This window comes from Mycobacteroides saopaulense, from assembly GCF_001456355.1.
Taxonomy (GTDB): Bacteria; Actinomycetota; Actinomycetes; order Mycobacteriales; family Mycobacteriaceae; genus Mycobacterium; species Mycobacterium saopaulense.
On record NZ_CP010271.1, the window covers coordinates 684,069 to 696,485 of the forward strand.

General features: G+C 65.5%; 14 protein-coding genes. 7 read left to right on the top strand and 7 right to left on the bottom strand.

Annotation, left to right across the window (positions count from 1 at the left end; translation table 11 throughout):
- The first annotated feature begins 2 nt into the window (after positions 1-2).
- Both MYCSP_RS03490 and MYCSP_RS03495 read left to right on the top strand, forming a co-directional pair.
- Positions 3-773, top strand: coding sequence for an SDR family NAD(P)-dependent oxidoreductase (locus tag MYCSP_RS03490; RefSeq protein ID WP_070913095.1), 771 nt, complete (start codon positions 3-5; stop codon positions 771-773).
- Positions 770-1,582, top strand: coding sequence for an enoyl-CoA hydratase/isomerase family protein (locus MYCSP_RS03495; protein WP_088413185.1), 813 nt, complete (start codon positions 770-772; stop codon positions 1,580-1,582). The genes MYCSP_RS03490 and MYCSP_RS03495 overlap by 4 nt, the downstream gene beginning before the upstream one ends.
- On the opposite strand, the gene MYCSP_RS03500 is transcribed toward MYCSP_RS03495, so the two are convergent.
- The 7 genes from MYCSP_RS03500 to MYCSP_RS03530 all read right to left on the bottom strand — a co-directional run bounded on the left by MYCSP_RS03500 (position 1,579) and on the right by MYCSP_RS03530 (position 7,206).
- Positions 1,579-2,214 (bottom strand): TetR/AcrR family transcriptional regulator, encoded by a 636-nt coding sequence (locus MYCSP_RS03500; protein WP_083019238.1) that lies wholly within the window; start codon positions 2,212-2,214, stop codon positions 1,579-1,581. The two genes, MYCSP_RS03495 and MYCSP_RS03500, sit on opposite strands and share 4 nt — an antisense overlap.
- Entirely contained in the window at positions 2,211-2,996 is a 786-nt protein-coding gene (locus MYCSP_RS03505; RefSeq protein WP_088413186.1) for an enoyl-CoA hydratase-related protein, read from the bottom strand. The genes MYCSP_RS03500 and MYCSP_RS03505 overlap by 4 nt, the downstream gene beginning before the upstream one ends.
- Positions 2,993-4,147: a thiolase domain-containing protein gene (locus tag MYCSP_RS03510; RefSeq protein WP_070913091.1), complete on the bottom strand. Its 1,155-nt coding sequence runs from the start codon at positions 4,145-4,147 to the stop codon at positions 2,993-2,995. Before MYCSP_RS03510 ends, MYCSP_RS03505 begins: the two co-directional genes overlap by 4 nt.
- On the bottom strand, positions 4,144-5,214 hold the full coding sequence (locus tag MYCSP_RS03515) for a thiolase domain-containing protein (protein ID WP_070913090.1): 1,071 nt from the start codon (positions 5,212-5,214) through the stop codon (positions 4,144-4,146). The genes MYCSP_RS03510 and MYCSP_RS03515 overlap by 4 nt, the downstream gene beginning before the upstream one ends.
- Positions 5,207-5,683 carry a Zn-ribbon domain-containing OB-fold protein gene (locus MYCSP_RS03520; RefSeq protein WP_070913089.1) on the bottom strand — a complete coding sequence of 159 codons (477 nt, stop codon included), beginning with the start codon at positions 5,681-5,683 and terminating at the stop codon, positions 5,207-5,209. The genes MYCSP_RS03515 and MYCSP_RS03520 overlap by 8 nt, the downstream gene beginning before the upstream one ends.
- The gene (locus tag MYCSP_RS03525; protein ID WP_083019242.1) at positions 5,680-6,135 is read right to left on the bottom strand and encodes a PhlB family protein; all 456 of its coding nucleotides are present in this window, start codon (positions 6,133-6,135) and stop codon (positions 5,680-5,682) included. Before MYCSP_RS03525 ends, MYCSP_RS03520 begins: the two co-directional genes overlap by 4 nt.
- 105 nt (positions 6,136-6,240) lie before the next feature.
- Entirely contained in the window at positions 6,241-7,206 is a 966-nt protein-coding gene (locus tag MYCSP_RS03530) for an ABC transporter substrate-binding protein (RefSeq protein ID WP_133054160.1), read from the bottom strand.
- Positions 7,207-7,445: 239 nt separating this feature from the next.
- Between MYCSP_RS03530 and MYCSP_RS03535 the strand changes: the two genes are divergently transcribed.
- From MYCSP_RS03535 to MYCSP_RS03555, 5 genes are read left to right on the top strand one after another with little or no spacing between them, the layout of a single operon-like run.
- Positions 7,446-8,438, top strand: coding sequence for a hypothetical protein (locus tag MYCSP_RS03535; RefSeq protein WP_070913086.1), 993 nt, complete (start codon positions 7,446-7,448; stop codon positions 8,436-8,438).
- Positions 8,439-8,487: 49 nt separating this feature from the next.
- A complete protein-coding gene (locus tag MYCSP_RS03540; protein ID WP_083019287.1) occupies positions 8,488-9,453 on the top strand; it encodes a hypothetical protein in 966 nt (321 codons plus the stop codon).
- The gene (locus MYCSP_RS03545; protein ID WP_083019246.1) at positions 9,435-10,229 is read left to right on the top strand and encodes a hypothetical protein; all 795 of its coding nucleotides are present in this window, start codon (positions 9,435-9,437) and stop codon (positions 10,227-10,229) included. Before MYCSP_RS03540 ends, MYCSP_RS03545 begins: the two co-directional genes overlap by 19 nt.
- Positions 10,226-11,263: a hypothetical protein gene (locus MYCSP_RS03550; RefSeq protein WP_070913084.1), complete on the top strand. Its 1,038-nt coding sequence runs from the start codon at positions 10,226-10,228 to the stop codon at positions 11,261-11,263. Before MYCSP_RS03545 ends, MYCSP_RS03550 begins: the two co-directional genes overlap by 4 nt.
- A gap of 42 nt (positions 11,264-11,305) precedes the next feature.
- Positions 11,306-12,397 carry a CaiB/BaiF CoA transferase family protein gene (locus MYCSP_RS03555; RefSeq protein WP_088413188.1) on the top strand — a complete coding sequence of 364 codons (1,092 nt, stop codon included), beginning with the start codon at positions 11,306-11,308 and terminating at the stop codon, positions 12,395-12,397.
- Positions 12,398-12,417: the final 20 nt, after the last annotated feature.

Below are 12,417 nucleotides of genomic sequence, written 5' to 3' on the forward strand. Positions count from 1 at the left end.
CGATGAATCGAGAAACCTTCTCCGGCCTGTTCGACCTCACCGGACGCACCGCCATCGTCACCGGAGGCACCCGGGGAATCGGACGCGCGATTGCCGAAGGGTATGCCTGTGCGGGTGCCAATGTCGTTGTGGCAAGCCGAAAACCGGAGGCGTGCGCGGAGACGGTCGAGCACCTGCGCACCCTGGGGGGACGAGCATTGGGTGTGCCGACGCACACCGGCGACATCGAGTCTCTGGAGCAATTGGTGCAGGCCACCGTCGAGGAGTATGGGGGCATCGACGTCGTGGTGAACAACGCCGCCAATGCCCTCACCGAGCCGGTCGGCGCTTTCACCGTCGACGGGTGGGATAAGTCGTTCGGTGTGAACTTGCGCGGGCCGGTGTTCCTGGTGCAGGCGGCGCTGCCGCATCTGGTGGCCAGCCAACACGCCGCAGTGCTGAACGTCGTATCGGTGGGCGCGTTCATGTTTGGTCAGGGGGTGTCGATGTACTCGGCGGCCAAGGCCGCCCTCGTCTCGTATACCCGTTCGGCCGCCGCCGAACTCGCCTCACGGGGTGTGCGTGTCAACGCACTCGCACCCGGCGCGATCGATACCGACATGGTGCGCAAGACCCCGCCTGCCGAAGTGGAGCGCATGGCCAATGCCAATCACCTCAAGAGACTCGGACTGCCCGACGAAATGGTGGGCACCGCACTGCTTCTCACCTCTGACGCGGGTAGCTACATCACGGGTCAGACCATCATCGCCGATGGCGGGTTGGTGGCCCGATGATCCGCACCGAGCACCGAGACAACGGCATCCTGGTGATCACCATCGATCGCCCGGAGCGCCGTAACGCGTTGGACCCGCAGACCGTGGCCGAGCTGCACTCGGTGATCGAGAAAATCGAGGGCGATCCCGAGGTACGCGTGGTGGTTCTGACGGCAGTCGGCGCGTCCTTTTGTGCCGGAGCCGATCTCAAGTCGCTGCCGGCCGATTTCACCGATACCGGCGCCACCTCCACGGCTGCGCTATTGGGGTCAACCGACTCCGAGCTGGTGCGCACGCTGGCGGCGCAAGAACTGATGGCGTCCCTGTTCGAGCGGATTCATCGGATGCGCCAGCCGGTCATCGCGGCCGTGAACGGGCACGCGGTCGGCGGCGGCTTCGCCCTGGCGCTCGCGTGCGATATCCGATTCGCCTGCCCAGAAGCATCTTTCGGCGCCGTATTCATTCGTCATGGAGTGTCCAACTGCGATATGGGCACCAGCTACCACCTGCCTCGTTTGGTCGGCGCGGCCCGGGCTGCCGAACTGATGCTGACCGGCCGCGTGTTCGGTGCTCTGGAGGCGCAACGGATCGGTTTGGTCGTCGATGTGGTCCCCGCGGAGAGTCTTCTTGCGGTGGCGCTCGCGAAAGCCGGAGAAATCGCCGCGCACTCACCCTTGGCGGTCTGGATGACCAAGGAGACCATGTGGCAGACGATTGACGCCCCGAGCCTGCGTCATGCGCTCGATATGGAGAACAGGACTCAGGTGATGTGCACCGCCACAGGGGAACTGCGGCGCTCGTTCGACGCGTTCCGGGAGGGACGTACCTAGCCCTCGTCGGGGGGTCCGGCCAAGATGGCGGTCACCATGTCAACGAGCTGCGCGTTCATCTGTGCATCGTCCAGGTAGGTTCCGCTCAAGGACATCAGCCGATTGGTGTGTGCGATATCGCCGAGCACCACACAGGTCAGCGTTACCGCATGGGTGACACCGAATCGGATCGACGGCAACGGTGCGTGCGGGCGTAGCCGCAGGATGAGTTCTTGGAGTCGCGCCGCTTGGGGCTGGAAACTCACGCTCATCGGGATCAGTGCGGGATGTCCACTGATGAGGAGCTTGCCGAGCGTCGAAAGCCATGCGGTTCCGCCCTCTTGGCCGATCTCGGCCAACGGGGTGACGATCGCCTCGGCGATGGCGCGCAGGGTCTCCGCACTTTCGGCGATATCGAGGAGTTCCAACCGGCGCTTCTCCAGCTGGTTCAGGTACCTGTCCAGGAGGGCCTCGATGAGGCGCTCCTTGGATCCGAAGTGGTAGTGCACGGAGGCTACGTTGGTGCCGGCCGCCGCCATGATGGCACGCAGCGATACCGCATCCACACCACGCTCGGCGAAGAGCCGCTCGGCCGCGGTGAGTAGCCGCTGGTACGTGGAATCGTGGGGAGTCTCCGCTGTGGTGTCTGTCATTGTCCGGTAAACCGTGCCTCTCGCTTCTCCCGGAATGCGGACAACCCCTCGCGCGCATCGGCGGAGGTGATCACCTGGCGAGTCAGTCGCGCCTCGATCGCGCGGGCGTCTTCTTCGGCAAGCCAGCCGCTGCGGACCACCGCTTCCTTGGCGTTGCGCACGGCCAGCGGGCCGTTGCGCACCACTTGCTCGGCGAGACTGCGCGCCTTGTCCAACGCGGTACCGGCCGGCGCCACATGACCCACCAGCCCGAAATGGTATGCCTCCTGGGCGGTGAGTGGCTCACCGGTCAGAATCATCTCCATGGCCTTGGTATAGGGGATCTGGCGCTTGAGCCGGACCATGGATCCTGCGCCGGGCACCAGACCCCGCTGCACTTCCGGAAGTCCGAATGTCGCGTTCTCGTCGGCAACCCGAATATCGGTCTGCTGCAACATCTCACAGCCGCCACCCAAACATGCGCCATTGACGGCAGCGATCAGGGGTTTGGTCAGGTTATGGGTCAGCAGCAGGCCTCTGCCGATGGCGGCCGGGTCGAGCGGCGGCGCCGAGCCGTCGCGGACCATCCAGCCGTCGCTCAGATCGCCTCCCACGCAATAGGCCGAACCAGCGCCGGTAAGGATCGCGGCCCTGATGCCGTCATCAGCGTCGATCTGCTCCCAGGCTTCGGCGAACAACCCCACCATGTTGGTGGACAGCGCATTTCGCCGGTGCGGGCGGTTCATGGTCAACACGACGATCGGGCCGTCGCGTTCGACAAGGAGTTCTCGCTCTTCGCTCATGGCCTCTCGCTCCCGACCACCCACAGGGCGTGGAACTGCGAGGCACCGCCCATGGCGTGCCCTATCGCGCGCCTGGCGCCATCGACCTGGTGTTCACCCGCCAGCCCGCGCACCTGCAAGGCGGCCTCGGCGAATCGGAGTAGGCCGGTGGCGCCGGTGGGATTTCCCGAGAGCACGCCGCCGGACGGATTGATCGGATGTCGGCCCCCGAACGCGGTGTGTCCCTCGTCAACCGCGCGCCAGCCCGAATTTTCCGCGGCCAGACCGATGTTCTCCATCCACATGGGCTCATACCAGCTGTACGGGATATAGAGCTCGGAGACGTCCACCTGGGTGGCGGGATCGGTGATGCCCGCCTCTTGATACGCGGCCGCCGCACATTCCTGCCCGGCGCGCGGGTTCACCTCGTCCCGTCCGGCGAAATGTCCTGTTTCGGTGCGCCATCCGGTGCCATGAATCCAGGCGGGCGGTCTGGGCGCGAGCCGTGCGTGTACGTCCGAAGAAATGACCACGGCACACGAGCCGTCCGATGACGGACACGACTCCAGGAATCGGATCGGGTCCCACAGCATCGGAGAATTGCGCACCTCCTCGACGGTGATATCGGGTTTGTGGATGTGTGCGTAAGGGTTTCGTGTCGCGTTGAGACGGTGATTCACGGCCACCTGCCAGCCGATGTGCTCTGGCGCGTCCGAACGGCGGATGTACTCCCGGATCACCGGTGCGAAATGTCCGCCGGCGCCGGCTCCCAACTGCGCGCTGAATGGGAGCGGCCGTGAGAGTGCCCAGGTGAAATTGCCCTCGGACTCTTTCGAATACGCGACCACCAGCACTCGTCCGGCAAGCCCCGCCTGAATCAGGTGAGCGGCATAGATGGCGGCGTGCCCTCCGACACTGCCACCGGTGAATACCCGCGTGACGGGCAAGCCTCGCGCGCCCATTGCGTCGGCGAGGTACAGCTCCGGATTCATCACCCCGTCGAAGAGGTCGGGGGTCTTGGCGAGCACGATCGCGTCGATGTCCGCGAAGGTCAGCTCGGCGTCGGCCAACGCGCCGTCCACGGCCTCGCGGACCAGCGCCGCAATGGTCACCTCGCGTCTCTTGGCCTGCTTGCTCTGCCCGACGCCGATCACGGCGACGCCGCGGCTCACGCGCTTGCCTCCATCAGGCACACCAAATTATGCTGCAGCGCAGGACCATTGGTAGCGTGCGCGAGCGCGCGGGTGGCGCGCCCCTGCATGATGGTGCGTGCCGATTCGCCGATACGGATCAGGCCGGTGGCGGTGGCGGGAGCACCCGCCAATGGTCCACCCGACGGGTTGACCAAGGCGTTCTCGATGCCCAAGGTTTTGGTGAGCAGTGGTTCGGCATAGCTGTATTCGGTGTGAAGTTCCGCGACCTCCACCTGAGAGGCATCGAAACCCGCCATGGTGGAAGCCTTTTCGGCAGCGATGCGCACTGATTCGGGTACCGCGAGGTCACGCGAGCCGGGGTAATGCGTGTCCATCCGGTGATCGATGGCGCGAATCCACGCGGGTCGCCGGGCCAGGCGTCGCGCGACATCACCGGTGGCCAGGATCAACACCGCCGCACCGTCACCTAGCGGCGCAGCATCGTGTTGGCGTAGCGGAGCGGCAATGTACGGCTCGTCCAACAGTTCCTCGACTCCCGGCGCACCTGCCCTGAGCGCGAACGGATTCGACAGCGCATCGGTGAGTGACTGGTTCACCACATCGGCCATCTCACGTTCGGTCGTGATCCCTGCTTCGATGGCGGCGGCCGCCTGCAGCCCGGCAAGTGCATGCCGGTGCGGATGTAAGGGGGTCAGGTAGTAGGGGTCGAGTGAGGACGGGGCGACCTGGTCGAGGTCGACCGGTAGCGCACCGCGACCGATGCCGTAGACCAGGGCGATATCGCCGTGGCCCAACTGGAGCCATGTCCAGGCCTCGTAACACGCCCAGGCGGCGTCCATTTCGACATGGGACTCCGAGATCGGCGGCCAGGCGCCCACGGCGTCCAGGGATTCGATGTACGCGAACGTTCGGCCTTCGAAGAAATCGTGGCTGCCCGAGGCATAGAAGTCGACGTCCTCACGGCGCAGCTGGACCTGTTCGAGGGCCTCGCGGACCACTGGGAGCAGGATCTCGGCCATGTCGTCTCGCAGATTTGCCGCGGTACACGGTGATTGGGCGAAGGAAACCACGGCGACGTCACGCATGGGCGGGCTCCTTCGATACCGGGCGAAAGTAGCGGATGCTCTGCATCGTGGCGCCGAGGTCCTCGTCGGCCACCCAGACGGGCTCGACGACCATTCCGATGTGGACGCTCTGCGGCTCGGTGTCTCCGATCATGTGCATGAGCCTGGTGTCGGCACCGTGCAGCTGGATGTGTGCCACCGCGTAGGGCGGAGTGAACACCTGTCCCGGAAAGGGGAAGCTGACGATGCAGAAGGTCTCCACGGTGCCCGTTCCCGCCAGCGGGAAGGAATTGCCCAACTGCGTCAGGCATCGCGAACAGAATTGTGGTGCAGGACAATAGGTACGTTCGCAGCTCGGGCATTGTCGTGCCAGCAGGCTTCGCTGTGTCAACCCGCGCAGGAATGCCGAGCGACCGGATCCGGCGACGTAGGTGTAGTCCATGCGGAATGGGCTGGCAATGGAGGAGATTGGTTCGGGCAATCCGGTCACTGCGCCCTCACTGGCTCGAAGCAGATGATATCGGTGATGGCGCCGACACGGTCGGGACGCCAGCGTGGGACGACCGACATTCCTGTCGACATCACCGTGGGTTTTCCGCCGACGTCGACGGCGTGGAACATCGAGTTGGCCGTGCCCTTGATCCGGATCAGTGCCCACGCGAAGCCCGTCCGGAGTTCGTCGGTCGGCCGCGCTGGCACCCAGGTCCATTGCAGGACAACGCCCTTGGGTTCGAGCTCTACCAGCTCACCGGTGACACTGCCGTCGACCGGGTCGAATTCAAGGACCGGGCATAACACCTGTCCGTGGGCGGTCCGCACGCCGAAGAGTCGCGCATCACGCAGGCCGCCGAGGAAGGCGCCGATCTTGGGGCCGACGGTGCGTTCGAATCCGAATTCGATCGTGTACGGCGCGCTTAGGGACTCGGCGGCTTGGTCGGTCACAGTCCTCCCCGAGAAGGTTTCTATCGACTGATTGAATCGAGCGATAGGACCGTAACACGGCAGTGATGGGCGCCACAGATCTATATGCCGCAGCCCGGGGAGCGGTTATCGCGGTGCAGGTGGTTTCAAAGCCTTTTCGAGCTGCGGGGTCAGCTGCTCGAGGGCGTAGATACGTGCCAGCGGACCGCCGAGCCGCAGGGCGTTCACCACCGGGCTGTCCGCCGGAATGTAGACGGCACGCCCCTCGGTGACCGCCCGCAGATCGGCGAGGCCGCCCATGGATTTGGCTTGCTGTTCGGTGGCACCCACCACAACCAGGAGGTCTTCGTCGGCCTTGGTCTTCAGCTCGTTGTCGGGGATGGGGCCGGCGTACCGCTGGCTCAGGAACCCCAGGCCGTCGAAAACCGCACGTCGCGGATCACGGAACCCCAGGAGGAAGGTGCCTTGTCCGTCGACGAGCCAATCGACGACGGCCGTGCGGTTGACCCAATGTTGGTGTCCTGTGCGTATCTGGTTGTACCGCGTGCCGACCTCTTCAGATCGCATGCGCGCCTGTTCGGACTTGCCGAGCACTCGTCCGATGGTGAAGAGCTGGTTGTACCAAGGTGTTTCGGCACGGTCGACGCGATCCTCGGAGACCACGGTCGGAGCGATCTTGGCCAGCCTGTCATAGCTGGGCCTGTCGATGTCGGCCCCGATCGCCAGGATGACGTCGGGTTTGACGGCCGCGATGGCATCGAAGTCCAGCTCGGCACCCGAAACGACGGGCGGATGGGAAACCTCCGGAACCACCCAGGGATACATGGGGTACTCGGGCAATGTGGATCGAACGCCGACGGGCTTGGTGCCCAGTGACTGCACGAGGTCCTGGTCGTTCCATCCCAGCGTGACGATCCGGTTGGGCCGCATCGGCAGGAACGCGCCACCGTATCTGTGCGGGATGCTCAGTGGGAACCCGTCCGGGCCTTGGGTCGGTGTGGGGGCGGGTGCCGGAGGCTGCGTGCCAGAACATCCGGTGAGCACCAGCAGCATCAGAAGCGCGGCAATCACGCGCCATCCGGCTGTTGCCATGCCGTGCAAGCTACCACCGGTCAGCGGCGATAAACGAATGTGACCCGAATCGGCTCGGGGTGAATCGAACGACCAACCATCGGGTTGCACGCCCACCACCTGCGGGAACGTCACCAGGCTGGATGCGGGTTGCCGGGCGTTGCCATTGACGCCTGGTCGCGGCGTTCATACGTTAGCGCCGTTCCCAGCTCGTGCTACGGGTCAGAGCAACAGCGCAATAAGTCTGCAATAGGACACCGATGATCAAGCATCTCACCCGCCGCGCGACGGTCGCCCTCGTTGTGGCAGCCGCGGCGATGTCTCCTGCCGCCTATCCGGCGGTAGCGGACACGGCGACGCCACTGAATGGACTGTTCGCGTTGACCCCGGGCAGTTGCGCGGAGGGCCGCGCCACCGGCTCCTACTTCCGCATGATCCTGCCCGCCGGTGACGCGTCGGGTCCCTATCTCGCCAACGGCGATTCGACATGCTCGGACAACACGGTCACCCTGCTGGCACCGGGCACCGACGGTGGCCTGAAGTCGGGCGAGTATCAGCCGCAGCCCGCCAGTGCGTTCGACGGTAATGGGAACGCGGTGTCCGGCAGCATCACCCAACCGGTCAAGTTCTATGGAGTGGGCTTCGCGACCGCGTCCAACCAGACCGACCCGCAAACCGGTCAGGGCACGGCCACCCCGCAGATCACGGTGAGCGGTGACAAGCTCGGCGGCGATCTCAGTGCCTTCGGCGTGACCTGGAACAACCAGGTGTTCAACCAGGGAGCACCGAAACCCGGTGGCGCACTTCCGGGAAAGACCACGCCGGTGACCGGAACCTACGACCGCAACTCGGGCGCCTTCATCCTCGAGTGGACCAGCCAGATCGTCGGCGGCCCCTTCAACGACTTCACCGGGCTGTGGCACCTGGTCGGCAAGGTGGGCGGCGGCGCCGGTGGCGCGGTCGCCGCACCGCCACCTCCGCCGGCACCGGGCGCTCCGCCTCCGCCCGCCGATGCGCCACCGGCTGTCGCGGCGCCGGGGGCACCTGCCCCGGGTCAGGTGGTGGTCCAGGCTGGGCAACAGTATGTGTCGCCGCCTCCACTATCGGCCGGTCAGCAGCTCATCGCATTGCCTGTCGACGACAACCCCCGCACGGTGACACCGCCGTGGGTCATCGCGCTGTTGGTCTTCGTGGCCATCGGTGGCGGCATCCTGTTTGTGGTGGGGGAGCGGATCTTCAGCCGTGGCCGCTGAGCGGCTCGCCGAGACGACGCCGCCGGCATTACCCACGTATGCCGACGTCGTGGGTGAGCAGGCTGTGGCGGCCGAGGCCGGGCCGACGCCAAAACCTCGCTGGCCGTTCATCGCGCTGATAGTTCTCGGCGTACTGCTCTTTGTGCTGCCGGTGATCACCGGCATGTTTACGCGGGCCGCAGGTGGGCAGCAGTTACTCACCGAGTTCCGACCGTTCGTGTCGTCGGAGGTGATCGCCAAGTTCCGCGGTTACCTGGACACCGTCGACGCGGCCCGCGCCGATGTGCAGGCAACCCAGTCGGTTGCCGGCGGGCGCTACGAGCGGCTGGATTCCTTTGTCGCGCAATATCCGTCGATTCGTCAGGATATGAACGGTCTGCTGGATGCGGTGAGTGGCCAGGTAGACAACTACGGGCAGTTGCGCGCCGTAGGCCCCTTCGATGTGTTTCCGTTTCTCCTGGCAGTACCGGGCCTGGTTCTGGTGGCCGCCGGTGTGTGGGGCCTTCGTCGTACTCGCGATGCTGAAAAGGCAACCGGTGCGCGGGTTCTCGCACTCCTAGCGGCGACGGTGTTGATCGCGGTGCCGTTCGCGGACGGGCTGTTCTCGCGTGCTCCGGCAGGTGCCCAGCTCATCGATGCCTTCACCCCGATCATGACCCACGAGCGAGTGGCGGCGGTACAGCGGCATTTCGTGGTGTTGGTCGCGGCTGAGGGGGAGTTGGACACCCAGTTCCTCGGCGATCTGCGGCAGCGCGATCCGGCCCGCGCGGTTCCGGGCATTGATGCCTTTGTCGCTCAATGGCAGCCCATGACAGCTGATTTCGCTTCGCTTATCGGAGTGATGGCCGACAACGTGGACAACTTTGGCAGGGTGGTGGCGCTCGATCGGATTACGGCTCCTGCGGGATTCCGCGCATTCGACTATTTCGGGTGGTTCTTCCTGGTGCCCGGTGTACTGGCGGCCGTGGTCGCCCTCGACTCGAAAGGCGTGCTTCGATGGCCCAACAAAAGGTGACGGTGAGATCGGTGTGGCGTTGTGCGCTCGGGGTGGCGGTGACGGTCACGGTGCTGGCGACGGCACCCGCCTGCGGGTCGGAGAAGCCCGTCGAGTCCGCACTGACGGGGCTGCTGGCGCTGGAACCCGGCAAGATCGAGGGCAACAAGCTCAGTGGCACCTGGTTCAAGATGGTGCAACCGGGCGGCAACCCGCAAGAGGGTCCGTTCATGCCGAACGCCAATTCCCCTGTGCCGCAGGGGGCGGCCACCTTGCTCTTGCCGGGCACCGATGGCGGCCTGATTCTCGGGGACTACCAGGGTGAGCCGGATCCCGCGTTCGACGAGGCCACCGGTTACTCGCTTGCTGCCCGGGTGACGCAGCCGACGAAGTTCTTCAATATCGAGTTCGGCATATCCACCAACAAGATCGATCCGCAGACTCAGCGCGAGCTGTTGGCCCCCTCGGCGACGGTGTCGGGGGACACGATCTCGGCCGACCTGTCCGCGTGGGCAGCGTCGTGGAACAGGCAGGAGTTCAACCAGGGCGCTCCCAAGCCGAAGGCCAAGGAGCAAGCGCAGATTCCCGGTGAGGCCCGTGCCAAGCAGGTGTGGGAGTTCGTTGCCGGCCGTTGGGTCGGTCACGACTCCGTGGATGGCGAAAGCCCCAAGGCTACCGGGACGTACGACAAGGACACCAAAAAGTTCACCCTCGACTGGACGAGCCTGATCGTGGGCGGCCCGTTCAACAGCTTTACGGGGGTCTGGCACCTCGAAGGTGTGGTGAAGGAACGATGAGCGCAACACCCTCCGAAGAGACGGCGCCGCTCGTCACGGCGAGCCGCAAGCCCGCCAAGGAACGTGTATTCGTCATCGCGGTAAGGACATTCGCCGCCATCACGGTGATCGGGAGCGTGGCGGCCATCACCCAGCTGTCGTACTCGCCACCGCGAGCACCGATTGTCGGCTATCAGATTGTGAACCGCGATGGATCGATCCCCGAGGGGGCGATTCCGATCCCGGTGCCGCCGCCGGGGCCTCAGCTGGTGGCACCGCTGCCGCGCCCCCAGCCGCCCTCGCATCCGCCGGGGCCGGTGGCCGCCGGGCCCTTTGGTGCCCTGCCCTCGGTGACCGACCGCGGTCTGCCGATATCTGTTGCCCAGCCCTGCCCTTTCGGTTGGCCGGCACCTGGCCCGGATGAGCAGGGCGGGCTGGCCTCGTTGATCGACGTCGCCCCGGCGGCCGGTGTCTTCTCCTCGGAGGCCTTCGCACCGGCCACGGCCTATGAACCGATTCTGAAGATGATGGGTCCGGTGCTGGCCCGCATCTCCCCGTTGTTGTCGCGGCATCCGTGGGCGATCGATCAGTTCGTCACACGATTCCAGACCGTCATGGTGCGCATCCTGGAAGCGATTCTCCCGTACTACGGCCCGTATCGGAACGACGTCCTCAAGGCGGAGGGTGACCTCGCCAAGGCGCTGACCCCCTTCCTGGAAAGCTTGTACAACACGCCGACCGCGCAATGCCTCGTAGCCTGGGAGGCGCAGCGCATCCGTGACGCGCGCGGTGGTCGCCCGCCGGCGCTGCGCCTGCATGACCTGGGCAAGGTAATCGATCTGTATCGCTCGACGCACTGGCGTGAGGGCGACGACGATCCGCCACCTCCGCCGCTGCCCGCGTACGAATTCACACCGCCGCCCGCGCCACCACCGGCGTCGGACGCCCCGGCGGCACCGAGTACGTCGCGGCCGGTGATACCCAATTTCCCCACCCCCACCCCGGTACCGGCACCCGCGCAAACCTCGGCGCCCGCCATCTCGTCGTCGTTGTAGTCGCACTTCCCAACCAACGGGTTGACTGGTTAGGGTGACCCCATGGCTGACACTGGCGTCAAGACAGGCCCCCTGGCGGGCGTAAAGGTGATCGAACTCGGCGGCATCGGCCCCGGTCCCCACGCGGCGATGATGTTGTCCGACTTGGGTGCAGACGTCATCCGGGTACGTCGCCCCGGTGGCCTGGCGATCCCCGCCGAGGAGAGCGATCTGTTCCATCGCGGCAAGCGACTGGTCAACCTGGACGTCAAGAAGGACCCCGAGGCACTGTTGGCGCTCGTCGACAAGGCCGATGTGCTGTTGGATCCGTTCCGGCCGGGCGTGTGCGAGCGCATCGGCATCGGACCGCAGGAGTGTGCCAAGCGCAATCCTCGGCTGATCTTCGCCCGGATGACAGGTTGGGGTCAGGATGGCCCGATGGCGGACCGCGCCGGACACGACATCAACTACCTTTCGCTGACCGGCGCTCTGGGATCGATGGGCTACAAGGACCGTCCGCCGATGCCGCCGATGAACCTGGTCGCGGACTTCGGCGGTGGCTCAATGCTTTTGGTGCAGGGCATCCTGGCCGCGCTGTACGAGCGCGAGAAGTCGGGCAAGGGTCAGGTGATCGACGGCGCGATGGTCGACGGCGTGAGCCAGCTGGCTCAGATGCAGTGGACGATGTACAACAACGGCCTGCTGTTCGATGAGCGGGAGTCGGCGCTGCTCGATGGTGGTTCGCCGTTCTACGGCACCTATGAGACCTCCGACGGCAAGTACATGGCGGTCGGCTCGATCGAGCCGCAGTTCTTCGCCATCCTGGTGCAGGGGCTCGGCCTGGATCCCGAGAGCGTTCCGTTCCAGCTCGACAAGGCGCGCTACCCCGAGATGCGCAAGATGTTCGACGACGCGTTCAAGACCAAGACACGCGATGAGTGGACCGAGATCTTCATCGGCACGGACGCCTGCGTCTCACCGGTGCTCACCTGGGCTGAAGCCAAGCAGAACGCACACCTTCGTGATCGCGGCACCATCATCGACGTCAACGGAGCGACCCAGGCAGCCCCGGCCCCGCGCTTCTCGCGTACTCCGAGCGGCCCCATCGCGGCGCCGCCGAAGGACACCACGGAGCTTGCCGACATCGGCTGGTGATTTAGCCGAGATGGCCAGTA